General features: G+C 74.9%; 21 protein-coding genes and 2 pseudogenes. 9 read left to right on the top strand and 14 right to left on the bottom strand.

The genetic code is table 11. From position 1 onward, the window contains the following. Positions 1 to 32 precede the first annotated feature (32 nt). Complete coding sequence (locus BS72_RS20480) at positions 33 to 1739, bottom strand: glycerol-3-phosphate dehydrogenase/oxidase (RefSeq protein WP_037912449.1); 1707 nt, start codon at positions 1737 to 1739, stop codon at positions 33 to 35. A 400-nt stretch (positions 1740 to 2139) separates the two neighbouring features. Here BS72_RS20480 and BS72_RS20475 point away from each other — a divergent pair, with 400 nt between their 5' ends. After that, a complete protein-coding gene (locus BS72_RS20475) occupies positions 2140 to 3408 on the top strand; it encodes a nucleotide sugar dehydrogenase (protein WP_037912448.1) in 1269 nt (422 codons plus the stop codon). Between the two features lie 424 nt (positions 3409 to 3832). Next, positions 3833 to 4591 carry a hypothetical protein gene (locus tag BS72_RS34420; protein WP_051951321.1) on the top strand — a complete coding sequence of 253 codons (759 nt, stop codon included), beginning with the start codon at positions 3833 to 3835 and terminating at the stop codon, positions 4589 to 4591. Positions 4592 to 4698: 107 nt separating this feature from the next. Here BS72_RS34420 and BS72_RS20465 read toward each other — a convergent pair whose 3' ends face one another. The 4 genes from BS72_RS20465 to BS72_RS20450 form a co-directional block, all read right to left on the bottom strand. Then, complete coding sequence (locus BS72_RS20465) at positions 4699 to 5820, bottom strand: GuaB3 family IMP dehydrogenase-related protein (protein ID WP_037912446.1); 1122 nt, start codon at positions 5818 to 5820, stop codon at positions 4699 to 4701. Between the two features lie 129 nt (positions 5821 to 5949). After that, the gene (gene guaB, locus BS72_RS20460; protein ID WP_037912444.1) at positions 5950 to 7449 is read right to left on the bottom strand and encodes an IMP dehydrogenase; all 1500 of its coding nucleotides are present in this window, start codon (positions 7447 to 7449) and stop codon (positions 5950 to 5952) included. A 151-nt stretch (positions 7450 to 7600) separates the two neighbouring features. After that, a complete protein-coding gene (gene shbA, locus BS72_RS20455) occupies positions 7601 to 8221 on the bottom strand; it encodes an RNA polymerase sigma factor ShbA (RefSeq protein WP_051951318.1) in 621 nt (206 codons plus the stop codon). Positions 8222 to 8974: 753 nt separating this feature from the next. Beyond that, positions 8975 to 9586 (bottom strand): response regulator transcription factor, encoded by a 612-nt coding sequence (locus tag BS72_RS20450; RefSeq protein ID WP_003948568.1) that lies wholly within the window; start codon positions 9584 to 9586, stop codon positions 8975 to 8977. A gap of 493 nt (positions 9587 to 10079) precedes the next feature. Here BS72_RS20450 and BS72_RS20445 point away from each other — a divergent pair. Next, a pseudogene (locus BS72_RS20445) lies at positions 10080 to 10361 on the top strand (WhiB family transcriptional regulator); the annotation flags it as partial. A gap of 528 nt (positions 10362 to 10889) precedes the next feature. On the opposite strand, the gene BS72_RS20440 reads toward BS72_RS20445, so the two are convergent. Beyond that, complete coding sequence (locus BS72_RS20440; RefSeq protein ID WP_037912443.1) at positions 10890 to 11846, bottom strand: LysR family transcriptional regulator; 957 nt, start codon at positions 11844 to 11846, stop codon at positions 10890 to 10892. 52 nt (positions 11847 to 11898) lie between these two features. Here BS72_RS20440 and BS72_RS36640 point away from each other — a divergent pair, with 52 nt between their 5' ends. The 4 genes from BS72_RS36640 to BS72_RS20425 all read left to right on the top strand — a co-directional run bounded on the left by BS72_RS36640 (position 11899) and on the right by BS72_RS20425 (position 14634). After that, positions 11899 to 12072 (top strand): hypothetical protein, encoded by a 174-nt coding sequence (locus BS72_RS36640; protein WP_157856286.1) that lies wholly within the window; start codon positions 11899 to 11901, stop codon positions 12070 to 12072. A 132-nt stretch (positions 12073 to 12204) separates the two neighbouring features. Then, entirely contained in the window at positions 12205 to 13023 is an 819-nt protein-coding gene (locus tag BS72_RS20435; protein ID WP_407638989.1) for a GNAT family N-acetyltransferase, read from the top strand. Between the two features lie 55 nt (positions 13024 to 13078). Then, entirely contained in the window at positions 13079 to 13777 is a 699-nt protein-coding gene (locus BS72_RS20430) for an MOSC domain-containing protein (RefSeq protein WP_051951316.1), read from the top strand. A 59-nt stretch (positions 13778 to 13836) separates the two neighbouring features. After that, positions 13837 to 14634, top strand: coding sequence for an SDR family NAD(P)-dependent oxidoreductase (locus BS72_RS20425; RefSeq protein ID WP_037912441.1), 798 nt, complete (start codon positions 13837 to 13839; stop codon positions 14632 to 14634). Between the two features lie 170 nt (positions 14635 to 14804). On the opposite strand, the gene groL is transcribed toward BS72_RS20425, so the two are convergent. Beyond that, positions 14805 to 16430, bottom strand: coding sequence for a chaperonin GroEL (groL, locus tag BS72_RS20420; protein ID WP_037912439.1), 1626 nt, complete (start codon positions 16428 to 16430; stop codon positions 14805 to 14807). Between the two features lie 154 nt (positions 16431 to 16584). Next, entirely contained in the window at positions 16585 to 16893 is a 309-nt protein-coding gene (gene groES, locus BS72_RS20415; protein ID WP_037912436.1) for a co-chaperone GroES, read from the bottom strand. A gap of 305 nt (positions 16894 to 17198) precedes the next feature. Between groES and BS72_RS20410 the strand changes: the two genes are divergently transcribed. Continuing rightward, positions 17199 to 18398 (top strand): THUMP-like domain-containing protein, encoded by a 1200-nt coding sequence (locus BS72_RS20410; RefSeq protein ID WP_037912434.1) that lies wholly within the window; start codon positions 17199 to 17201, stop codon positions 18396 to 18398. 165 nt (positions 18399 to 18563) lie between these two features. Here the strand turns inward: BS72_RS20410 and BS72_RS20405 are convergent, their stop codons facing one another. The 4 genes from BS72_RS20405 to tsaB form a co-directional block, all read right to left on the bottom strand. Continuing rightward, positions 18564 to 18824: a hypothetical protein gene (locus tag BS72_RS20405; RefSeq protein ID WP_037912433.1), complete on the bottom strand. Its 261-nt coding sequence runs from the start codon at positions 18822 to 18824 to the stop codon at positions 18564 to 18566. Further along, on the bottom strand, positions 18821 to 20011 hold the full coding sequence (tsaD, locus tag BS72_RS20400) for a tRNA (adenosine(37)-N6)-threonylcarbamoyltransferase complex transferase subunit TsaD (RefSeq protein WP_037912431.1): 1191 nt from the start codon (positions 20009 to 20011) through the stop codon (positions 18821 to 18823). The genes BS72_RS20405 and tsaD overlap by 4 nt, the downstream gene beginning before the upstream one ends. 5 nt (positions 20012 to 20016) lie before the next feature. Next, entirely contained in the window at positions 20017 to 20526 is a 510-nt protein-coding gene (rimI, locus tag BS72_RS20395; RefSeq protein WP_407638988.1) for a ribosomal protein S18-alanine N-acetyltransferase, read from the bottom strand. 82 nt (positions 20527 to 20608) lie between these two features. Next, on the bottom strand, positions 20609 to 21274 hold the full coding sequence (gene tsaB / locus BS72_RS20390) for a tRNA (adenosine(37)-N6)-threonylcarbamoyltransferase complex dimerization subunit type 1 TsaB (RefSeq protein WP_037912430.1): 666 nt from the start codon (positions 21272 to 21274) through the stop codon (positions 20609 to 20611). A 176-nt stretch (positions 21275 to 21450) separates the two neighbouring features. On the opposite strand from tsaB, the gene BS72_RS20385 reads away from it, so the two are divergent. After that, on the top strand, positions 21451 to 21756 hold the full coding sequence (locus BS72_RS20385; protein ID WP_037912428.1) for a hypothetical protein: 306 nt from the start codon (positions 21451 to 21453) through the stop codon (positions 21754 to 21756). 336 nt (positions 21757 to 22092) lie between these two features. On the opposite strand, the gene tsaE is transcribed toward BS72_RS20385, so the two are convergent. Then, the gene (gene tsaE / locus BS72_RS34415) at positions 22093 to 23148 is read right to left on the bottom strand and encodes a tRNA (adenosine(37)-N6)-threonylcarbamoyltransferase complex ATPase subunit type 1 TsaE (RefSeq protein WP_078901496.1); all 1056 of its coding nucleotides are present in this window, start codon (positions 23146 to 23148) and stop codon (positions 22093 to 22095) included. Between the two features lie 11 nt (positions 23149 to 23159). Then, a pseudogene (locus BS72_RS20370) lies at positions 23160 to 24315 on the bottom strand (alpha/beta fold hydrolase). Positions 24316 to 24371: the final 56 nt, after the last annotated feature.

The following is a 24371-nucleotide window of genomic DNA, read 5'->3' as shown; positions in this document are numbered from 1 at the left end:
GGCCGGGCGGGGCGGGACTTCCGGCACACGCCCTACAGAGGCACGATATCGGGAGCGCCCAACCGGGCCGCGTCCGCGGTCTGGTCATCGGGTTGGAGCTGCGACTCGCGCTCGGCCTCCACCCGCTTCTCGTAGTACGCGACCTCCTTGTCGATCTGGGCCTGGTCCCAGCCCAGCACGGACGCCATCAACTCGGCGGCGGGACGGGCGCAGCCGGTGCCGCGGTCGAAGGTCTCGATGGAGATCCGGGTCCTGCGGGTGAGCACGTCCTCCAGGTGCCGGGCCCCCTCGGCCCGTGCCGCGTAGACCACTTCGGCGCGCAGGTAGTCGTCGGCGCCGGGCAACGGCTCGCCCAGGGACGGGTCTTCGACGACCAGGTCCAGCACGTCCTGGGTGAGGGTGCCGTAGCGGTTGAGCAGGTGCTCGATCCGGGCGACGTGGATGCCGGTGCGCGCGGCGGTGCGGGCGCGGCCGTTCCACATCGCCTGGTAGCCGGCGGCGCCCAGCAGCGGCACCTCCTCGGTGCAGCAGTCGGCGACCCGGCGGTCCAGGCCGTGCACCGCCTCGTCGACGGCGTCCTTCGCCATCACCCGGTACGTCGTGTACTTGCCTCCGGCCACCACCACCAGGCCGGGCAGCGGGTGGGCGACGGTGTGCTCGCGCGACAGCTTGCTGGTGGCATCGGACTCGCCGGCCAGCAGCGGCCGCAGCCCGGCGTAGACGCCCTCGACGTCGTCCCGGGTGAGCGGCGTGGAGAGCACCGAGTTGACGTGTTCGAGCAGGTAGTCGATGTCGGCGCTGGACGCGGCCGGGTGGGCCTTGTCGAGGTCCCAGTCGGTGTCGGTGGTGCCGACGATCCAGTGCCGGCCCCAGGGGATGACGAACAGCACGCTCTTCTCGGTGCGCAGGATCAGCCCCGTCGTGGAGTGGATGCGGTCCTTGGGCACCACCAGGTGGATGCCCTTGGAGGCCCGCACGTGGAACTGGCCGCGCTCGCCGATCAGGGCCTGCGTGTCGTCGGTGAAGACACCGGTGGCGTTGACCACCTGCTTGGCCCGCACCTCGTACTCGCCGCCCGCCTCCAGGTCCTGCACCCGGGCGCCCACGACCCGCTCGCCCTCGCGCAGGAAGCCGACGACCCGCGCCTGGTTGGCGACGCCGGCACCGTAGTGGGCGGCGGTGCGCACCAGGGTGACGACGAGTCGGGCGTCGTCCACCTGCGCGTCGTAGTACTGGAGGGCGCCGATCAGGGCGTCCTTGCGCAGCGCCGGGGCCACCTGCAGGGCCCGGCGGCGGCTGAGGTGGCGGTGGGTGGGCAGGCCGCGGCCGTGGCCCGAGGAGACCGACATGGCGTCGTACATGGCGACGCCGGCGCCGGCGTAGAGCCGCTCCCAGCCCCGGTGCTGGAGCGGGTAGAGGAACGGCACCGGCCGCACCAGGTGCGGGGCCAGCCGTTCCAGCAGCAGGCCGCGCTCCTTCAGCGCCTCTCTGACCAGGGCGAAGTCCAGCATCTCCAGATAGCGCAGGCCGCCGTGGATGAGCTTGCTGGAGCGGCTCGACGTGCCGGCCGACCAGTCCCTGGCCTCCACCAGGCCCACGGACAGGCCGCGGGTGGCGGCGTCGAGCGCTGTTCCCGCGCCCACCACGCCGCCGCCCACCACCAGGATGTCCAGCTCGTGCTCGGCCATCCGGGCGAGCGCCTGCGCCCGCTCCTCCGGGCCGAGGGGTGTCGTACGCATCCGTGCCTCCGTGACTGCGTCGCCGCGCGTTGCGTGACCAGGGGCCTACCCGGGGGCCGGCCCGTGCGTCGCTCCGGTCCCCGCTTTCGATAGTGACCCGGACGGGCGCGGGCGGCCAGCGCGCGCCCGTCCGCCACCGGCTGCGGCCGACCCGGCTCGCGGACGAACGGGCAGGTGGGCGGGGGCACGGCCGTCCGCGGACGCGAGGGCGCGACGAGGGGCCGGGCCGGGGACGGGGACGGAGGCCACCGGCGGCCTGCGGACGAGCGACCGTTCGGCGCGCCGAGCGGTCATATCAGTGATTTGTCTGGTTAGCCTGTTTTGAAGCTGTTCATGAGTCCATCCGTGGGTTCCGCCGACGGCCGGCTCCAGTGAGCTCCAGGGAGAGGACCCGCACCCCATGCCCGCTGACCTCGCCGTACTCGGACTCGGACACGCCGGCCTCGCCCTGGCCCAGGCGGCCACCGCGGCGGGCGTCGGGGTGGTGGGGTACGACCCGGACCCGGCGGCGGTCGCCGAGGTCAACGCGGGCCGGCCGGCGGCGGGGGCGCTGTCCTCCTCCGACCTGCGGCGGCTGCTGGGCTGCGGCTTCCGGGCCACCGCCGACCCGGCGGTGCTCGGCCGGGTCCGCACGGCGGTGGTCTGCGTGCCCACCCCGCTGAGCGAGGACCACGCGCTCGACCTGACGGCGCTGACCGCCGCCGCCCGCACCCTGGGACGGCACCTGCGTCCGCACACCACGGTGGTGCTGGAGTCGCAGGTCTACCCGGGCACCACCGAGGAGTACCTGCGCCCGCTGCTGGAGGCCGGGGGGCTCGCGGCCGGACGCGACTTCCACCTCGCCTACTCCCCCGGCCGGCTCGACCCGGGCAACCGCGCCTTCCACCTGGGCAACACCCCCCGGGTGGTCGGCGGGCTGACCCCGGCGTGCACCGAGGCCGCCGCGGCGTTCTACGGCCGGCTGACGGAGCGGGTGGTGCGGGCCCGCGGCCCGCGCGAGGCCGAGGCGGTGAAGCTGCTGGAGACCAACTACCGGCACGTCAACATCGCCTTCGCCAACGAGATGGCGGTCTTCTGCCACGACCTCGGCGTGGACCTGTGGGACGTGATCCGCTGCGCCGAGACCAAGCCGTTCGGCTTCCAGGCCTTCCGGCCCGGCCCCGGAGTGGGCGGCCACGCGGTGCCGCTGGACCCGAACGCGGCCCCGCACTTCGCCCCCGGCCGGCCCCGCACCCCCGGGCACCCGCTGCGCATGGTGGAACTGGCCCAGGAGGTCAACGGACGGATGCCGCGCTACGTCGTGCAGCGCGCCGCGACCCTCCTCAACGAGCACGGCAAGTCGCTGCGCGGGGCCCGGGTGCTGCTGCTCGGCGTCACCTACAAGGCCGACCTCGCCGACGAGGAGGGCTCGCCCGCCCGCGAGATCGGCACCCGGCTGATCGAGCTGGGCGCGCAGCTCTGCTACCACGACCCGTACATTCCGCAGTGGCGCGTACTCGACCGTCCGGTGCCGCGGGCCGACTCGCTGTGGGAGGCCGCCGCCGAGGCCGACCTGACGCTGCTTCTCCAGCACCACCGCACCTACGACTTGCAGGGGCTGGCGGTCAAGGCCCAGCTGATGCTCGACACCCGGGGTGCGACTCCGGCGGGGGCGGCGGCGCGGCTGTAGCCGCCGCGAGCCGCCGAGGCCGGTCGTATCGCCGCACCCCCACACGTCGCCCCAGCTCACGGCAGGTCAGACGCGCGTTTCGGGCGTGGTTCGGGCGCGGTTCAGGCACAGTTCAGGCGCAGTCGGGGCGCGGTTCGGGCGCGGCGCTGTGGCGACCCGAGCGGGTGACGAGGGGGCAGGGACGCAGCGGGCGGGAAGGAGCGACAAAACGCGCGTTGTCGTGATGTAACGGGCCGCCACATCATCCTGTCGGACTGTCATTCCGGCCTGCTAGATTTCGGCGTCCACGTTTCGCACGGCACGCTTACCCGCCATCGAAGCGGCAGCGTCCCCGGCCGTTCCTGGCTCCTCCCCTGCCGCCGCGTCCCCCCACGGCGGCCTCCCGTGCGGAACGACTCGCTCTTCCGACCTCGGGGGAACCGTCATGAGCGCCACCTTCCCGCCACCGCAGCCACCCGCCGACCAGAACCCCTACGCCCAGCCCGTTCCGGTCGCCGACAACCCCTACGCCCAACCCGTACCGGTCGCCGACAACCCCTACGCACAGCCCGTACCGCCCGCCGACAACCCCTACGCCGCGGCCCCCTCGGCCCCGCAGGGCCTTCCGGCCACCCCGTACGGGCCGCCCGCGGGAGCGCCCCAGACGCCGGCGGAGGCGGCCGCGGCTCCGTTCGGGCCGCCCGTCGGGGCGGCCGCGCCCTTGCCGGCCGCCGGCTACCCGGGCGGCGCGGCCGTCCCGCCGCGCCAGGGCAAGCCGGGGCTGGCCATCGGGCTGGGCGTGGTGGCGGCGGTCGTCGCCGCACTCGCGTACGGCGGCCTGCTGCGGGCCATGGCCAAGAGCGACGGCACCACCACGGAGCTCCGCTACGCCGCGCTGGCGGTCGGGTTGCTCGTCGGCGTCGTCATGGGCAAGGTCGGTGGCCGGCACAAGGCGCTGCCGTTCCTGGCGGTGCTGATCACGCTGCTGTCGGTGGTGGCGGGTGAGATCTTCGGCCTCGCGCTGGTCGTCAGCCACTTCTTCGCCCAGCACAACCAGGACGTGTCGGCGACGAGCCTCCTGCTGCACCACTTCCACATCCTGTTCACCGGATGGAAGTCGGACTTCGGCGCCATGCGGGCGTTCTACCTGGTCCTCGCCGGGGTCGCCGCGTTCGGCCTGACCAAGCGGACCGGCGAGAGCTGATCCGCGCCCGGTACGCGAACGGGGCCCCGGGCCCGCAAGGATGTCCTTGCGGGCCCGGGGCCCCGTCGTCACAGCGCCTCAGCGGCGCGACCCGTCGGTGACGCGCCTCAGAGGTGGTGCGTCGGCGAGACGGTGACCTCGACGCGCTGGAACTCCTTCAGCTCCGAGTAGCCCGTCGTGGCCATCGAACGGCGCAGCGCGCCGGAGAAGTTCATGGAGCCGTCGGGAGCGTGCGAGGGGCCGAGCAGGATCTCCTCGGTGGTGCCGGCCGTGCCGAGGTTCATCCGCTTGCCGCGCGGCAGCACCGGGTTGACCGCCTCCATGCCCCAGTGGAAGCCGCGGCCGGGCGCGTCGGTGGCGCGGGCCAGCGGGGAGCCCATCATCACCGCGTCGGCGCCGCAGGCCACGGCCTTGGGCAGGTCGCCGCTGGAGCCGAAGCCGCCGTCGGCGATCACGTGCACGTACCGGCCGCCGGACTCGTCCATGTAGTCGCGGCGGGCCGCCGCCACGTCGGCGACGGCGGTGGCCATCGGCACCTGGATGCCGAGCACGTTGCGGGTGGTGTGCGCGGCGCCGCCGCCGAAGCCGACCAGCACGCCGGCCGCACCGGTGCGCATCAGGTGCAGCGCCGCGGTGTACGTGGCGCAGCCGCCGACGATCACCGGCACGTCCAGCTCGTAGATGAACTGCTTGAGGTTGAGCGGCTCGTGCGACCCGCTGACGTGCTCGGCGGAGACGGTGGTGCCGCGGATCACGAAGAGGTCGACCCCGGCGTCCACCACGGCCTTGGAGAACTGCGCGGTGCGCTGCGGCGACAGGGCGGCGGCGGTGACCACTCCGGCGTCCCGCACCTCCTTGATGCGCTGCCCGATCAGCTCCTCGCGGATCGGCGCGGCGTAGATCTCCTGGAGCCGGGCGGTCGCGCGCGAGTCGTCGATCTCGGCGATCTCGGCGAGCAGCGGCTCCGGGTCCTCGTAGCGGGTCCACAGCCCTTCGAGGTTGAGCACGCCGAGGCCGCCCAGGCGGCCGATGCGGATCGCCGACTCGGGCGACACCACGGAGTCCATGGGGGCGGCCAGGAACGGCAGCTCGAACCGGTAGGCGTCGATCTGCCAGGCGATGGAGACCTCCTCCGGGTCCCGCGTGCGCCGGCTCGGCACCACGGCGATGTCGTCGAAGGCATAGGCCCTGCGGCCCCGCTTGCCCCGCCCGATCTCGATCTCAGTCACGTCGTGCCTCTCTCTTCTGGACCTGCCCGCCCAGTATCCCAGGCCCGCCCACCGGGCCGGAAACCGCCGCCCCGCCCGGCGCGGTGCCAGGCGGGGCGGCGGTTCACACGGTGCTCCCGGAGGAGGCCGTCAGCTGTGGTAGTTCGGGGCCTCGACGGTCATCTGGATGTCGTGCGGGTGCGACTCCTTCAGACCGGCCGCCGTGATCCGCACGAAGCGGCCCTTGCTCTCCATTTCGGCGATGGTGGCGGCGCCCACGTAGCCCATGGTCTGGCGCAGGCCGCCGATGAGCTGGTGGAGGACGTTCGCCAGCGGGCCGCGGTAGGCCACCTGGCCCTCGACACCCTCGGGGACGAGCTTGTCGTCGGAGGAGACCTCGGCCTGGAAGTAGCGGTCCTTGGAGTAGGAACGGCCCTGGCCGCGGGACTGCATGGCACCCAGGGAGCCCATGCCCCGGTAGGACTTGAACTGCTTGCCGTTGATGAACAGCAGCTCGCCCGGGGACTCCTCGCACCCGGCCAGCAGGCTGCCGAGCATCACGGTGCTCGCGCCGGCGGCCAGCGCCTTGCCGATGTCGCCGCTGTACTGGAGGCCGCCGTCGCCGATCACCGGCACGCCCGCTTCGAGGCAGGCGGAGGCGGCGTCGTAGATCGCCGTGACCTGGGGAACGCCGATGCCGGCGACCACCCGGGTGGTGCAGATCGAGCCGGGGCCGACGCCCACCTTGACGCCGTCCACGCCCGCGTCGATCAGCGCCTTGGCGCCGTCGCGGGTGGCGATGTTGCCGCCCACCACGTCCACGCCGACGCTCGACTTGATCTTGGCCATCCACTCCAGCGCGTTGCTGTTGTGGCCGTGGGAGGTGTCGACGACCAGGAAGTCCACCCCGGCGCCGGCCAGCGCCTGGGCCCGGTCCAGCGCCTCGGGGCTGGCACCGACGGCCGCGCCGACCAGCAGCCGGCCCTCGGCGTCCTTGGCCGCGTTCGGGTACTGCTCGGCCTTGACGAAGTCCTTGACGGTGATCAGGCCGCGCAGCCGGCCGTCCGCGTCGACCAGCGGCAGCTTCTCGATCTTGTGGCGGCGCAGCAGCGCCATAGCGTCCTGGCCGGAGATGCCGACCTGGCCGGTGACCAGCGGCATCGGCGTCATGACCTCGCGCACCTCGCGCTGGCGGTCGGACTCGAACGCCATGTCGCGGTTGGTGACGATGCCGAGCAGCCGACCGTCCCCGTCGGTGACGGGCACGCCGCTGATCCGGAACCGGGCGCACAGCGCGTCGGCCTCGGCCAGGGTGGCCTCGGGGTGCACGGTGATCGGGTCGGTGACCATGCCCGACTCGGAGCGCTTCACCAGGTCGACCTGGCTGACCTGGTCCTCGATCGACAGGTTGCGGTGCAGCACGCCGACGCCGCCCTGGCGGGCCATGGCGATGGCCATCCGGGACTCGGTCACCTTGTCCATCGCGGCCGACAGCAGCGGGATGTTGACCCGTACGTTCCGCGAGACCTGGGAGGCGGTGTGCACCTGGTTCGGCAGCACCGACGAGGCGCCCGGCAGCAGCAGCACATCGTCGTAGGTGAGGCCCAACGTGGCGAACTTCTCGGCTACTCCGACGGCGTTCACGGACATGACACCTTCCCGAATGGTCTTGCCTGGCGAGTTGTTCAATGGTAGTGGCTCCGCGGGCATTCCCCCGACCACCGGAAATCGGCGCCGCCCTGCCGCGCCTGTCATGCCCGTCACACCCGGCACGGCCCGTCGCGGCCGGCCGGTAGGGCGCTCAGGCGCTCAGGCCCGGCGCGTCCCTGGCCACGACACCGCCCATGGACTCCTCGGCGATGGCCCGCAGCCGGCTGAGCGCGCGGTGCTGCGCGACCCGCACCGCGCCGGGCGACATCCCCAGCACCCGCCCGGTCTCCTCGGCGCTCAGGCCGACGGCCACCCGCAGCAGGACCAGTTCGCGCAGGTGGTCCGGGAGGCGGGCGAGCAGGGTGCGGGCCCAGGCCGCGTCGCTGTTGAGGAGCGCGCGCTCCTCGGGGCCGAGGGAGTCGTCGGGCTTCTCCGGCATCTCGTCCGAAGGCACCACCGTGCTGCCGGGGGAGCGCATCGCGGCGCGCTGGAGGTCGGCCACCTTGTGGGCGGCGATGGAGACCACGAACGCCTCGAACGGCCGGCCCAGGTCGCGGTAGCGCGGCAGCGCGCACAGCACGGCCAGGCAGACCTCCTGCGCCAGGTCGTCCACGAAGTGCCGGGCGTCGCCGGGCAGCCGGGACAGCCGGGTGCGGCAGTACCGCTCGGCCAGGGGGTGGACGGCCGCCAGGAGCTCGTGGACGGCCCGCTGGTCCCCCTCCACCGCACGACGGACGAGAGCACCGAAGGCAGGGGGCTCGTCGTCACGCATCCCTCCATGGTGCCTCGCCCCGGAGCGTTCCGGCGCATCGCGGTCCGACTTCTGCACCGAAGCGTTATGCGCGCCCGCCGCCGTCGGCCTGACCGGGCCGGACCGCGCGCCCGCGCCGGCGGCACGCGTGCCACTGGGGCCACCGACTTCCCCGGGACCACTCGGGCCCGTCTCGCCCCACCGGCCCCGCCCGTCGTGCGCGCCGCCGACAGCCCCGGAGCGGTCCTCCGGGACGGCCCCCGGAACGACACCGGGGTCCGCCGCGGGGCTCGGCGCTGTGGCCGATCCCACAGCCGATCCCACGGCGGAGGCCACCGCGGACGCCACCGCCGGCGTCGCTGTCGATCCCGCGACCGGTCCCGCGGCCGCCCCGCCGACCGGTCCCCTGCCCGAGCCCGCGGCGGTTCCCGCGGCCGACGCCCTGCCCGTACCCGCGGCCTGGGCCGCGGCGCCGGGAGCGGTCGGGCGGGCACCGGGCCCCTGGTCCGTACCCGGGTCCGCGCCGAGGGCGCCGTCAAGGGCGGCGCCGGGTCCGGAGCCCGCGCGCCGTGCGGGCACGCCCGCCGGGGGCGCGTCGTACCGCGTCCGCACCCGCGCCGTCACCTCCGCCATCCGCGGCCCCCGCCGATCCCCGAGGAAGTCCATACTCCAAGCATGCGTCCTCCTCGGGGAAACCGAGGACGCCCGGGCGCCGTCCGGACGTTCGGGCGCCGCCGTGCGGCCCCGGGGGCCACCCGCCGCGGCGCCCGGGGATCAGCGGACCAGGCCCCAGCGGAAGCCGAGGGCGACCGCGTGCGCCCGGTCCGAGGCGCCGAGCTTCTTGAACAGTCGCCGGGCGTGGGTCTTGACGGTGTCCTCCGACAGGAACAGCTCGCGGCCGATCTCGGCGTTGGAGCGGCCGTGGCTCATCCCCTCCAGCACCTGGATCTCGCGGGCGGTGAGGGTGGGCGCGGCGCCCATCTCCGCCGAGCGCAGCCGCCGCGGGGCCAGCCGCCAGGTCGGGTCGGCGAGCGCCTGCGTGACGGTGGCCCGCAACTCGGCGCGGGAGGCGTCCTTGTGCAGGTAGCCGCGGGCGCCGGCGGCGACGGCGAGCGCCACTCCGTCGAGGTCCTCCGCGACGGTGAGCATGATGATGCGGGCGCCGGGGTCGGCCGACAGCAGCCGCCGCACGGTCTCCACGCCGCCCAGGCCCGGCATCCGGACGTCCATGAGGATGAGGTCCGAACGGTCGGCACCCCAGCGGCGCAGCACCTCCTCGCCGTTGGCCGCGGTGGTTACACGCTCGACGCCGGGCACGGTGGCCACCGCGCGGCGCAGGGCCTCCCGGGCGAGCGGGGAGTCGTCGCAGACGAGGACGGACGTCATGACCGCCCCCCGCAGCTGAACCGCGTCACTTGTGCCTCCAGGCTGTACGAAGTACGAATCTTCACCGATGGGGCTGACGGCTCGGGCGCACGCCCGAATCACGTGATCCCGCCAACCGCTTCCGCATCACTCAACGACCCTCACCCGAAAGAGTTACGACGTCGGATCGCCGTCGTGGGCACTCTACGTGACCAGACGGGCACAAAGCGGCCATCTCGCAGGTCAGACGGGCGCGGCGGCCGCGTTTTCCGAGGCGGGGGGCGGCGCGGTGCGCCACCTCGGAACGGCGCCGGTCGCGGCGGGCAGTGCCGAACGGACCCTATGCCGGAGTTTGCACTGTTTGGCGGCTCTTTTCTGGCCTTTGGGGTATTCCTGGCTAGATTGGCGATGAGTCATATTTACATCTACTACGACAGTAGATGTACGGTCGGTTGTGCGGTCAGGTCGTGACCGATCCGCCTCGGCCGTCACCCACTCTTCGAGGGGATGAGCAATGGCAGACTTCTCCCGCCTTCCCGGCCCCAACGCGGACCTTTGGGACTGGCAGCTCGTGGCCGCCTGCCGAGGGGTCGACAGCTCGCTGTTCTTCCACCCCGAGGGTGAGCGCGGCGCGGCCCGCAGCGCGCGGGAGGCGGCGGCCAAGGAGGTGTGCATGCGCTGCCCGGTACGGGCGGAGTGCGCGGCGCACGCGCTGGCCGTACGGGAGCCGTACGGCGTCTGGGGCGGCCTGACCGAGGACGAACGCGAGGCCATGATGGGCCGTTCACGCCATCGGGGCTCCGACCACCGCGACGAGGACGGCGACTACGAGCGCGCCACCACCCGCTCCGGCCGCTCCCGGGTCGGCGCGGCACAGGACGACGAGGACGACGAGGGCGCGGGGTACGGGCACCGCGGCTTCGGCGGCGAGGCCGAGGACACGTTCGGCCAGGACGACCGCGACGACCGGGAGTTCGGCTTCGAGCACGACTACGACCCGGACCTGGAGTCCGACCGGCACTCCATGGGCACGCACCCGATGGACGAGATGGACTTCGCGGAGGAGCGGGACTGGGACTCGCTGCCGGTGCGGCCCCGCTGAAGAATCGATTCTGCTGAACCCGCCGACGGGCGGCCGGACCCCCTCCGGCCGGACCCGCGCAGGCGGGTTCTCGTCGGCCCGGGCGGAGTTCACCGGACCGGCCCGGCTCCCCCGGCCCTGCTCCCCCCAGCCCTGCTCTCCCCAGCCCTGCTCCCCCACCGGCTCCCCGTCGGGTCCTTCCCACTCGGCCACCTCGCTCGGCCGCCCCGCTCGCCCCCGGGCTCAGCGCCGGGCGGCCGGGGCCGGGGCCGGCGCGCGGTGCCGCAGCGCGGCGCGGGCGAGCCGGCCGAGCATCACGTCGACCGCCGGGACGTGCGCGAGGTCGGGCAGGGTCAGCGCCACCACCTCGCGCTCGACGTCGGGCGCCAGCCGCAGCACGGCCACCCCGTCGGTGCGCACCGACGCCAGGGCCAACTCCGGCAGCACCGCCACGCCCACCCCCGCCGCGACCAGCCCCACCACCGCCGGGTAGTCGTCGGTCGCGAAGTCGATCCGCGGGGCGAAGCCGGCCCGTTCGCAGACCTCCACCAGGTGGCGGCGGCAGCGCGGGCAGCCGGCGATCCACTGCTCCTCCGCCAGTGCGGCGAACGGCACCGGCTCCGGCTCCCCCGACGGCCCGGGGGCCGTGAGGGGGTGGCCCTGCGGGACGACGCCGACCAGCCGGTCGGTGAGCAGCGGCCGCACCACGAGGTCGGTCCACGCCTCCTCGGCCGGAACGGGCAGGTCGGCGTAGCGGAAGGCGAGGGTGATGTCGCAGTCCCCGGCCCGCAGCAGGTCCACCGAGCGCGGCGGCTCCGCCTCGACCAGCGAGACTCGGGTGTCCGGATGGTGGGCGCGCATGGCGGCCACCGCACTGGGCACCAGGGTCGAGCTGCCGGTGGGGAAGGAGGCCAGCCGCACCCGCCCGGCGCGCAGCCCCGCGATGGCGGCCACCTCCTCCTCGGCCGCCGCCAACCCGGCCAGGACGTTCGCCGCGTGCCGCACCAGCACCTCGCCGGCCTCGGTCAGGCGCGTCTCGCGGGGGCCGCGGATGAGCAGCGGGGTACCGGCCGCGGTCTCCAGCGCCTTCATCTGCTGGCTGACCGCGGGCTGGGTGAGGCCGAGTTCGCGGCCGGCCGCCGAGAAGGACCCGCTGAGCGCCACGGCGCGCAGCACGCGCAGGTGTCGAGCTTCGAACATTCTTCTACTATAAGCATCTCTTGGGATTACCCAGCACCTTCCGAAACCGGGCTTGGGGTCCGGCTTTCCCGGGCTCGGCCTGCGCCGCGCTCCCGAGCGCCGTCCACGCGCCGCCCACGCCTTCGCCGCCGCGGTGGCCGCCGGGTTCAGGGACGCCGCCGCACACCACCTCACCTCGGTCGACACGGCCGCGCCCGACCTGCCCCGGCCCGGACCCCTGCCCTGACGACTGCCCTGACGACTGCTCCGTCGCCGTGCCCGTAGGCCTCCTGACGCCGTTTCGGCGGCGCGCAGCCGTCTGGGCCGCCCAGCCCAAAACCGGTGGAGCCGGACTCCGGCGCGTGCTGGAATGCCCGCGATGGACACGATGAGCGGAACGAACAGCGCCGACGGCACCGGCACGGCACAGGTACGGGCGCGGTTCGACGCCCAGGTACGGCGGGGCGCGGGCGTGGCCGGCCCGGACGGAGTGGTCCGGCAGTCCGGCGAGGGGGAGGCGGACTGGACCGCCGTGGTCTGGTCGGACTTCCCCGAGGGCGAGGAAGGCGGCGCCGCGGCGGACGCGGCCATCGCCGCGCAGTTGGCGTGGCTGGCCTCGCCGGCGGGCCGCGGCCGGGAGCTGGAGTGGAAGCTCTACTCCTACGACCGGCCCGCCGACCTGGGCGCCCGGCTGGCCGCCGCCGGGTTCGCTGCGGAGCCGCCGGAGACGGTCCTGGTCGCCGAGGCGGCCGAGGTCGCGGCGGCGGAGGGCGCGGCGCCGCCCGCGGGCGTGCGGCTGGAGCGGGTCACCGACGCCGCGGGGGTGGAGCTCGTGGCCGAGGTCCACGCGCGGGCGTTCGGCGACAGCGCGGACCGGCTGCGGGAGCGGCTGCTCGGCCAGCTCGGCGACCCCGACCTGGAGATCACCCTGGCGGTGGCCGGCGGCCGGCCGGTGAGCGCGGCCCGCACCGAGTTCAGCCCCGGCACCGACTTCGCCGGGCTGTGGGGCGGCGGCACCGTCCCGGAGTGGCGCGGCCGCGGGATCTACCGGGCACTGGTCACCCACCGCGCCCGGCTCGCGCTGGCCCGCGGACACCGCTACCTCCAGGTCGACGCGTCGGAGCAGAGCCGCCCCGTCCTGGAGCGGCTGGGCTTCACCGCGCTGGCGACGACGACCCCGTACCTACGGCAGGGCTGAGCGGCAGCCAGGGTGCAACGGCAGGCAGGCGGGAAGGCGAGAAGGGGGCACGGCGATGCCGGTCGGAGAGACGGCGGAACGGACACGTGGGCCGGCGGCGGTCGCGCGGGTGCTCAGCGTCAACATCGGCCGCCCGCGCCCCAACCCGTGGATGCGGCTGCCCACGACCGGTATCGACAAGCGGCCCGTCGCGGGCCCGGTCGCGGTGGCCGCGCCAGGCCCCAAGGGCACGGGAGCGGTGGGGCTGGCCGGCGACCGGGTGTACGACGTGGCCAACCACGGCGGCGACGACCAGGCCGTCTACGCGTACGCCCGCGAGGACCTCGACGGCTGGCAGCGCGAGTTGGGGCGGCCGCTGGCCGACGGCTCGTTCGGGGAGAACCTGACGACGGCCGGTATCGACGTCAACGCCGCGCTGATCGGGGAGCGCTGGCGGATCGGCTCGGCGGTGCTGGAGGTGTCCTGCCCGCGCATCCCCTGCGCCACCTTCGCCGGCTGGCTGGACGAGCGCGGCTGGACCCGGCGGTTCGTCCGGGCCGCGCTGCCCGGCCCGTACCTGCGGGTGGTCGAGCCGGGCGAGCTGGCGGCGGGCGACCGCATCGCGGTGGTGGCCCGGCCCGGCCACGGGGTCACGGTGGAGCTGTGCTTCCGGGCGTTCACCGCGGAGCCGGAGCTGCTGCCGCTGCTGGCGGAGGTGGAGGCGCTGCCGGCGGAGGACCGGGCCCAGGTCCGCCGGCGTCTGGGCCTTCCGTAGCCGGCCGGGCCGGGGTTCCGCGCACAGGGCCGCCGCACACCGCCTTCTAGGGTGTGCGCATGACGACTTCACTGGTGACAGGGGCGACCGCCGGGCTCGGGGCGGCCTTCGCCCGGCGGCTGGCGGCCGGGGGCGGCGCACCCGGGGAGGGCCGGCACACGCTGGTGCTGGTGGCGCGGGACGCGGAGCGGCTGGAGCAGGTCGCCCGGGAGCTGCGGGAGAGCCACGGGGCCGTGGTGGAGGTGCTGCCCGCCGACCTCGCCACGCGGGAGGGCGTCGCGGCGGTGGAGGCACGGCTGCGGGACCGGGAGCGCCCGGTGGACGTGCTGGTCAACAACGCGGGCTTCGGCAACCGGGGCGGGTTCCTCGACGTTCCGGTCGAGGACGAGGTGCGGATGCTGCGGCTGCACTGCGAGGCAGTGCTGCGGCTGACCTCGGCGGCGGCGGAGGTGATGCGGGAGCGGCGGCGCGGCTACGTGCTGAACGTCGCCTCGGTGGCGGCGTTCATGCCGCGCGGCACCTACTCGGCCAGCAAGGCGTGGGTGGTGCGGTTCACGGAGGGGCTGGCGCAGGAGCTGAGCGGCTCCGGGGTGCGCCTCACGGCGCTGTGCCCGGGGTTCGTGCGTACCGAGTTCCACCAGCGGGCGGGCATGGACGCCTCCCGGCTGCCGTCCTTCGCCTGGCTGGACGCGGACGCGGTGGCCGCGGCGGCCGTCCGCGACCTGGCGCGCGGCCGGGTGGTGTCGGTGCCGTCCGTCCGCTACAAGGCGGCCGTCGCCCTCGCCCGGCACGTGCCGGCCTCCCTCTACGGCCGGGTCTCCACCCGGGCCGGGCGCCGGTACGACCCGCGCCGCTGAACCGGGCGCGGGGACGCGGCTCCTCGCGACGGAAGACCGGAGACGAGAAGCGGCCCGGCCCCGGGCACCGTGCGGAGACGGTGCCCGGGGCCGGGCCGTTCGACGTCGGCGTCAGCGGTGCCGCCAGGCGGCTCTCGACGCGACCTCAGGGGGAACCCTCAGTGGGACCCTCAGTGGGAGTGGCCGTGGCCGTGCCCGGCGGCCGCCTCCGGCTCCTCTTCCTTCTTCTCGACCACCAGGGTCTCGGTGGTGAGCAGCAGGGAGGCGATGGACGCCGCGTTCTCCAGGGCGGAGCGGGTGACCTTCACCGGGTCGATGACGCCGGCCTTGACCAGGTCGACGTACTCGCCGGTGGCGGCGTTGAAGCCGTTGCCCTTCTCCAGCTCGGCGACCTTGGAGGTGATGACGTAGCCCTCCAGGCCGGCGTTCTCGGCGATCCAGCGCAGCGGCTCGACGGCGGCGCGGCGGACGACGGCGACACCGGTGGCCTCGTCGCCCTCCTTGCCGAGGTTGTCGGCGAGCACCTTGACGGCGTGCACCAGCGCGGAGCCACCGCCGGAGACGATGCCCTCCTCGACGGCCGCGCGGGTCGCGGAGATCGCGTCCTCCAGGCGGTGCTTCTTCTCCTTCAGCTCCACCTCGGTGGCGGCGCCGACCCGGATCACGCACACGCCGCCGGCCAGCTTCGCGAGGCGCTCCTGGAGCTTCTCGCGGTCCCAGTCGGAGTCGGTGGTGGCGATCTCGGCCTTGATCTGGCCGACGCGGCCCTCGATCTCGGCCTTGTCGCCGGCACCGTCGACGATGGTGGTGTCGTCCTTGGTGACGGTGATGCGGCGGGCGGTGCCCAGCAGGTCCAGACCGGCCTGCTCCAGCTTGAGGCCGACCTCCTCGGCGATGACGGTCGCGCCGGTCAGCGTGGCGATGTCGCCCAGCATGGCCTTGCGGCGGTCACCGAAGCCGGGGGCCTTCACCGCGACGGCGTTGAAGGTGCCGCGGATCTTGTTGACGACCAGGGTCGACAGCGCCTCGCCGTCGACGTCCTCGGCGATGACCAGCAGCGGCTTGGAGCTGTTGGCCTGGATGATCTTCTCCAGCAGCGGCAGCAGCTCCTGGATGGAGGAGATCTTGCCCTGGTGGATCAGCACGTACGGGTCGTCGAGGACGGCCTCCATACGCTCCTGGTCGGTGACGAAGTACGGCGACAGGTAGCCCTTGTCGAAGGCCATGCCCTCGGTGAAGTCCAGCTCCAGGCCGAAGGTGTTGGACTCCTCGACGGTGATGACACCGTCCTTGCCGACCTTGTCCATCGCCTCGGCGATGAGCTCGCCGACCTGCTGGTCCTGCGCGGACAGCGCGGCGACGGCGGCGATGTCGTCCTTGCCCTCGATGGCGCGGGCGCTGGCGAGGAGGTCCTCGGAGACGGCCTTGACGGCCGCGTCGATGCCCTTCTTCAGGGAGGCCGGGGAGGCACCCGCGGCCACGTTGCGCAGGCCCTCGCGGACCAGCGCCTGGGCCAGCACGGTGGCGGTGGTGGTGCCGTCGCCCGCGATGTCGTTGGTCTTGGTCGCCACCTCCTTCACCAGCTGCGCGCCCAGGTTCTCGTACGGGTCCTCGAGCTCCACCTCGCGGGCGATGGTCACGCCGTCGTTGGTGATGGTCGGGGCGCCGAACTTCTTGTCGATGACCACGTTGCGGCCCTTGGGACCGATGGTCACCTTCACGGTGTCGGCGAGCTTGTTGACGCCGCGCTCAAGGGCGCGACGGGCGTCCTCGTCGAACTTCAGGATCTTGGCCATGCCTGCGAACTACCTCGTCTGCTCGTCGTCTTCGCTGTCTTCGACGTCTGCTCGTCAGTCTCGTCAGTCGTCAAACGAAACCGCCCCGGAGCCCGGCCGGAGAAGGGCACGGAGATTCCGGGGCGGGATCACGGCTGCGCTGTGGAGCCGGGACTTACTTCTCGACGATCGCGAGGACGTCGCGCGCCGAGAGGACGAGGTACTCCTCGCCGTTGTACTTCACCTCGGTGCCGCCGTACTTGCTGTAGAGCACGACGTCGCCGACGGAGACGTCGAGCGGCAGGCGCTTGCCGTCCTCGAAGCGGCCCGGGCCCACGGCCAGGACGACGCCCTCCTGGGGCTTCTCCTTGGCGGTGTCCGGGATGACCAGGCCGGAGGCCGTGGTCTGCTCGGCGTCGAGCGGCTGGACCACGATGCGGTCCTCAAGCGGCTTGATGGCAACCTTGGTGCTGGCGGTCGTCACGATCCGACCTCCCCCTTCAAAGGGCTCACGGGAGTGTCTGTATGGGTCGGCGACCTGGTAGGCCCGTCGTCGCGGGTGCCGGACCTGCCCGTCGCTGAGTGTCTGGCACTCGGCGCGGCCGAGTGCCAGAACCGAGACTAGGACGCGCTTAGCACTCGGTCAAGCTGAGTGCCAATGCGGCATCCCAAGGTGTGTCGCGCCGGAGCGGCCCGGAACGGCACGGGAACGCCCCCGGAACGGCCTACGGGGGAACGCCGAGGCGAGGGCCGGCGGCCGGGGGGCGGGCGACCCCGCACAATGTGCGGGTGACACCTGAGGACCTCGCAGCGCTGGCCGGGCCGGCCGGGCAGGAGCTGCTCGCTGAACTGCGCGACCACGATCCGGCCGACGAGCTGGCCACGGCCACCCGGTTGCGGCGGCGGTACGACGCCCCGCTGGTGTCGGCCGCGCTGGGGCAGGCGCGGCTGCGGCAGCGGGCGGCGGCGAAGTTCGCGCCGGAGGACGCGGCGCGGATGTACTTCACGCCGGCCGGCGTCGAGCAGGCCACCCGCGCGACGGTGGCGGCGTACCGGGCGCGGCGGTTCCGGGAGCTGGGGGTGCGGCGGGTGGCGGACCTGTGCTCGGGGATCGGCGGCGACGTCATGGCGCTGGCCCGGGCCGGCATCGAGGTGCTGGCCGTGGACCGGGACCCGCTGACGTGCGCGGTGGCGGCGGCGAACGTCGCGGCACTGGGCCTGTCGGAGCTGGTGGAGGTGCGCTGCGCGGACGTCACGGAGGTCGATCCGGCCGGGCGGGAGGGGTGCGACGCGGTCTTCGTCGACCCGGCGCGGCGGACCGGGCGGGGCCGCACCTTCGACCCCGAGGCGTACTCGCCGCCGCTGTCGTGGGCGGTGGGCGCGGCACGGGCGGTGCCGTTCGCGGCGGTGAAGGCGGCGCCGGGCATCCCGCACGAGGCGGTGCCGGAGGAGGCCGAGGCGGAGTGGGTCTCGGACCGGGGCGACGTCAAGGAGGCCGCCCTGTGGTTCGGCACCGGCCCGGGCACGGTGCGGGCCACGCTGCTGCCGGGCGGTGCCTCGCTGACCGGGGCGGGGCCGCCGCCCGAGGCGCTGGTCCGGCCGGTGGGGCGGTACCTGTACGAGCCGGACGGCGCGGTGGTGCGCGCCCACCTGGTGGCGGCGGTCGCAGAGGAGCTGGGCGGCGGCCTGGTCGACCCGACGATCGCCTACGTGACGGCGGACGCGGCGCGTCCGACGCCGTACGCGGCCGGATACGAGATCACCGACGTGCTGCCGTTCAACCTCAAGCGGCTCAAGGCGCTGCTGCGGGAGCGCGGGGTGGGCCGGCTGACGGTGAAGAAGCGCGGCTCTGCGGTGGAGCCGGAGGAGGTGCGGCGCCGGGTGCGGCCGCAGGGGCCGAACGAGGCGGTGGTCTTCCTGACCCGGGTCGCGGGGGCGCCGTCGATGCTGGTCGGGGCACCGCTGCGGGACGGCGGCAGCGCCGGCTGACCGGCCTCGACGCCCCGGCGCCTCAGCCCGCGGGCTCGGGTGCCGACCGTCCTGCCGACCTGCCGGCCGTTCCAGCCTGTCGACCTGTCGGCACCCCGGCAGGTCGGCCCGGCGAGCCTGTCGGCCCGGGCGGGCCCGTCGGCCCCGGCCGGCCCGTCGCCTCCGTCAGGGGCGGACGGAGACCGAGGTGAAGCGCCAGCGGTGGACGCGGCGGCGCACCAGCTCCTCCGGCGGGTCAGGCAGTTCGGGCACCTTGGCGTCGTAGGCCGCGTCCCACCAGGTGATGACCAGCACGCGTTCGCCGGGGGCGGTGAGGTACTCCACCCGTTGCGGTTCGCCGTCCAGGCGCTGGCTCCGCGCCCAGGACAGCAGCCGCTCGCCGTCGCCGTCGGTGGCGGCGGCCTCCCACATCAGTGTGACGCTCATCCGTAGAGGTTCTCTTTGCTCAACTCGTGCACGTGGTCGTGCGTGTGCTGGTGGCCGTGACCGGGCCCGTGGCCGTGGGTGTGCTGCCCGGCGTGGCCGTGTCCGTGCGTGCCGCCGTGCGCGGGGCCGTCGGCGGCGGGGCCGGGGCCGGGTACGGAGACCTCGGTGACGGGCAGCGAGGAGTCGGCCGGCAGCTCCAGGCTGGAGGCGGACCGGCCGCGCGCGACCATCTCGGCGCCGAGCGCGGCCACCATCGCGCCGTTGTCGGTGCACAGGCCCGGGCGGGGCACCCGCAGCCGGATGCCGGCGTCCTCGCAGCGGCGCTGGGCCATCGCCCGCAGCCGGGAGTTGGCGGCCACGCCGCCACCGATCATGAGGTGGTCCACGCCGTTGTCCTTGCAGGCGCGCACCGCCTTGCGGGTCAGCACGTCGGCCACGGCCTCCTGGAAGGACGCGGCCACGTCGGCGACGGGCACGTCCTGGCCGTCGCGGCGGCGGGCCTCGACCCAGCGGGCGACGGCCGTCTTCAGGCCGGAGAAGGAGAAGTCGTAGCGCGGGTCCTTGCCGCCGGTCAGGCCGCGCGGGAAGGCGATGGCCTCCGGGTCGCCGTCGCGGGCGTACCGGTCGATGACCGGGCCGCCGGGGAAGCCCAGGCCGAGCACCCGGGCCACCTTGTCGAACGCCTCGCCGGCCGCGTCGTCGATGGTGGCGCCGAGCGGCCGCACGTCGCTGGTGATGTCGGGGGCCAGCAGGAGCGAGGAGTGGCCGCCGGAGACCAGCAGCGCCATCGTCGGCTCGGGCAGCGGGCCGTGTTCGAGCTGGTCGACGCAGATGTGCGAGGCGAGGTGGTTGACCCCGTACAGCGGCTTGCCGAGCGCGTAGGCGTACGCCTTGGCCGCCGAGACGCCGACCAGCAGCGCGCCCGCCAGGCCGGGCCCGGCGGTCACCGCGATGCCGTCCAGGTCCTGGGCGCGCACCCCGGCCTCCGCGAGGGCGCGCTGCACGGTGGGGACCATCGCCTCCAGGTGGGCGCGGCTGGCCACCTCGGGGACCACGCCGCCGTAGCGGGCGTGCTCGTCGACGCTGGAGGCGATCGCGTCGGCCAGCAGCGTGTGGCCGCGTACGACACCGACGCCGGTCTCGTCGCAGGAGGTCTCGATGCCCAGTACCAGGGGTTCGTCCGCCATCGGTTTCAGCCTTCCTCGACGAGCGGGTAGTCACGTGCCGGGTCGGCGAGGCGCATGACGAGCGCGTCGACGTTGCCCGGCTGGTAGTAGCCCCGGCGCACGCCGATGGGCTCGAAGCCGAAGCGCCGGTAGAGCCGCTGGGCGCGGGGGTTGTCCACCCGCACCTCCAGCAGCACCTCGTGGCACTCGGCGGCCGTCGCGGCGCGCAGCAGCTCGGTGAGCAGCCGGGAGCCGAGGCCGGTGCCCCACTGGTCCCGCGCGGTGGCGATGGTCTGGACGTCCCCGGTGCCGGCGACGGCGGAGAAGCCGGCGTACCCGACGATCCGCGGCGGCGCGCCGGCCTCCGCGCCGGTCCCCCGGCGGTCGCGGCGCTCCCGGCTGTCTCGGCGACGACGTAGCGGCGGCCCGCCCCGGGGTACCGGGTGTCGGCGAGTTCGGACCAGAACATGCCGCGCGACCAGGCGTCCTCGGGGAAGAGCTCCTGCTCCAGGGCGATCACGGCGTCCAGGTCCCACCAGCGCATGTCGCGCAGGACGACGCCGGGGGCCGCGGGCGCGAGGGGCACGTCCGGCTCGGCCGCGGCGGTCTCGGTGTCGGTCACTGCGGCAGGACCGCCTTGTAGCCGGCCGGCACCTGGGCGTCCGGGCGGCGCAGGTACAGCGGCCGGACCGGCTCGGCGGGCTCGCCGGCCGCGATCCGGCGCGCGGCGACCGCGGCCAGCGCGCCGGCCGACTGGTGGGCCGGGTCGGCGCGGGTGTCGGTGAAGGTGTCCGGGTAGAGCGTGCCGCCGGGGCCCACGCAGGGCAGCGCGGCCGTCTCGGCGGCGATGTCGGCGGGGCGGTCGACGGAGGGGCCCTCCACCCGGTGCAGCGGGCCGTCGTAACGGGCCCAGTAGACCTCCTTGCGGCGGGCGTCGGTGGCCACCGTGAAGGCGCCGTCGAGCCCGGCCTCGCCGGCCGCCCAGGCCAGGCCGTCAAGGGTGCACACCCCGTGCACGGGCACCCCCAGGGCGTCGCCGAAGGACGCGGCGGTGACCAGGCCGACGCGCAGCCCGGTGTAGGGGCCGGGGCCGGTGCCGACCACGATCCCGGTGACGTCGGCGAGGACCCGGCCGGCGGTGGCCAGCACCCGGTCGACGGCCGGCACCAGCAGTTCGCCGTGCCGGCGCGCGTCCACCACGGTGGATTCGGCCAGCACCCGCTCCCCGTCGTGGAGGGCCGCGGTGACGGCGGGCGTGGCGGTGTCGAAGGCAAGCAGAAGCACGAACCCAGCGTACGGCGCGCGCCCGCGGCGTCGCGGCGCCGGTAGGGCTCCCTGCTACCGTCACACCCGACGGAAACCAGACAAAAGCCGCATCTGCCGCCTTTTGCGCCCCCGGGCATCCGGGGACGGCCCGGCGCGGCAGACGGGCGGGGCGGTCGCACGGGAGGTCGGCGGCGATGGCGCGGTTCGGGTCGGGGCTGGCGGTGACCGGGCTCTTCGGCACGGCGGTGGGCGTCCTGGCGCTGCTCACGGCGCAGGCGTCCCACGCCCCGCACGCCCGGCGCCCGCCCGCCGTCCAGCAGGCCGTCCAGCGGGGCGGGCGGGCACCGGACGGGGCGGGCGGCGGATCGGCATCGACGGACACGCCCTCGGCCGGCGCGCCCCTGACGCCGTACGACCCGGACTCGGCGACGGACCAGGTGGCCCCGTGGGCGGAGCCGACGACGCGGGCGCGGACCTCCGAGCCGGGCCGGCCGGGCTGACCCGAGGACCGAGGCGGAAAGAGTGCTCCACCCTTCCGGGTGAACGTACGGCTCGGTCAGCGGCCTTCCGGCGCGGGGTGCGTCGCGACGTGGGCGCCACGGTCCGCCTCCGGCGCGCCGCCGGGCGGCGTGGAGACGGTACGGGCGGCGGCACAGGCCGCCAGCACGGCCCGGACAGAAGGGGCCGAGGCCGGATCGGGGCGGCGGTGAGCGGCCGCCGCGGCGGACTCTGCGGACTGGTCCTGCGAGTGGTGGGCCGGCATGACGCCTCCCCGGAAGCGAAGTTAGGTAACCCTAAGAAGATGCTCCCCACCAGCAGATCACGGGGGCGCGCCCTCACGCAACATCTTCCCGACATGATGTCGGCGTAACGCGCGTCACGACCCGCCGCCGCGCTGCGACGTGGGTGGCGCGGGCGATGCGGGTGGCGCGGGCGACGCGCGAGGGGCGGCGAGCGGGTGGGGGCGACGTGGGTGGCGGCAGGGGCGGCGGGGGCGGCGGACGACGGGTAGGCGCGGGCCGACGACCTCCGGGCCGCGCCGCCGCTCCACGGGGCCCCGTGGGCCACCCTCGTGGCGGCCTGCCGCGACGACCGGCGGCTGAGGCTCCCCGCCGCCGCGCGGCACGACGGCCGCAGCCGCTGATGACCGCGCCCGACCGACGGCCCCATCGATCAAGCGGCGGCCCCGGCGCGGCTCGGCGCCGGGCCCAGCGCCGGCCCCTAACGGGCCAGCGGGGTGAGGTCCAGGCCGGACCAGCGGGGCCGATGCCGAGCACCGTGACCTCGCGGACGTCCTCGGCGGCCTCTGTCGCGTCCGTCTCGTCGGCGTACTCGGCCTCGTCGGCGGCCTCGTCGTCTTCGAGGTCTTCGACGCCGTCGATGCCGTCGATGCCGTCGACATCGACCAGGTAGGCGTCACCGACCGGGCCGGCGGCGGCCGGGGTGCCGATGGCGCGGCCGATGACGACCTGGAGGCGGGCGTCGGAGAGGTCCTCCACCTTGCCCTCGCCCCACTCCACGACGACCACGGACTCCGGCAGCGAGACGTCGAGGTCCAGGTCCTCCATCTCGTCCAGGCCGCCGCCCAGCCGGTAGGCGTCGACGTGGACCAGGGCCGGGCCGTCGGTGAGCGAGGGGTGCACCCGGGCGATCACGAACGTCGGCGAGGTGACGGCGCCCCGCACGCCCAGCCCCTCCCCCAGGCCCCGGGTGAGCGTCGTCTTGCCGGCGCCCAGCTCCCCGGTGAGCAGGACGAGGTCGCCCGGGCCCAGCAGCGCGGCCAGGCGCCGGCCCAGCTCACGCATGTGCTCGGCGGTGCGTACGGTGATCCGGACCTCGGGGGTGTCCTCGGCGGTGCCGGCCGTTGCGCGGGGGTCGTGCGGTGTGCCCATGGAGGCGAATGCTACGCGCCGCAGGTGTCCGCCAGGGCGCGCAGCCGGTCCGGGACGGCGGCGCCCGCCCGGTCCGCGGCGGCCGTGACCAGCCCGGCGAGGGCGGCGTCGGTGACGTCGGGCCGTTCGAGCAGCACCATGTGCCCGGCACCGGGGACGAGGACCAGCCGGGCGCCCGGCAGCCGCTCGGCGATCTCCGCGCTGTGCGCCTTCGGCGTCAGCAGGTCCTCCTCCCCGCCCAGCACCAGCGCGGGCAGCCCCTCCAGCACGGCCAGCGCGTCGCCCTTCTCGTGCTCGGCGAAGGCCGGGTAGAACTCGGCGACCACGTCGATCGGGGTGGCCTCGATCAGCCGCTCGGCGAACCGGGCCACCCCCGGGTCCACCCCGCCGGTGCCGAAGCTGTACCGCTTGACCACGCCGGTGAACAGCTCCGCGGTGGCCCGCCGGCCGCGTTCGACCAGCTCCGCCTGGCGCCCCATCACCCGCAGCAGGCCCGGGCGACCGCCCGGAAGGCCCGCGCGCCGGCGGCCGGCAGCCCGAAGGTGACCGCCCCGAGCTTGCCCGCCGAACTGGCCAGCAGCGCCACCCGGCCACCCGCTCGCGCACGTACCGCGGGTACTGCTCGGCGAAGGCCAGCACCGTCATACCGCCCATCGAGTGGCCGGCCAGCACCACCGGGCCGGTCGGCACGGCGGCGTCCAGGACGGCCTTCAGATCGCGGCCGAGCTGGTCGATGGTGACCGCGCCGCCGTCCGCCTGGTCCCTGCCGCGCCCACTGCGGCCGTGGCTGCGCTGGTCCCAGAACACGGTCCGGACGGCGCCGCGCAGGGCCGCCCGCTGGAAGTGCCAGGAGTCCTGGCTCAGGCAGTAGCCGTGCGAGAAGACGACCGTCAGCCGCGGGGCCCCCTCACCCTCCGCCGCGTCGGGCTCCTCGGGCTCCTCGACCTCGTAGTACAGCTCCGTGCCGTCCTCGGCGGTGGCGGACCCGGGGGTGCCGTGGAGGCTGCCGTAGGGGCCGGCGGCGTCCAGCGCCAGCAGCGCCTTGCGGCGCACGTCGCGGCCCACGGTGGCGCGTTCGATCGCCACGCCCGCCGCCGCGCCGGCCGCGACGACGCCGATCACGGCGCCGACCAGCCCGGCCTTCTCCCACGTACCCCGCTCAGCCACGCGCCACCCGCTCCCCCGACGGACACTCCCCCGACGGACGCTCCTCCGAGGGGCGG

Origin of the sequence: Actinacidiphila yeochonensis CN732 (genome assembly GCF_000745345.1) — a bacterium.
GTDB lineage: Bacteria > Actinomycetota > Actinomycetes > Streptomycetales > Streptomycetaceae > Actinacidiphila > Actinacidiphila yeochonensis.
Note: the sequence above shows the minus strand (reverse complement) of the source record. Positions and strands in the feature narration are given on the sequence as shown.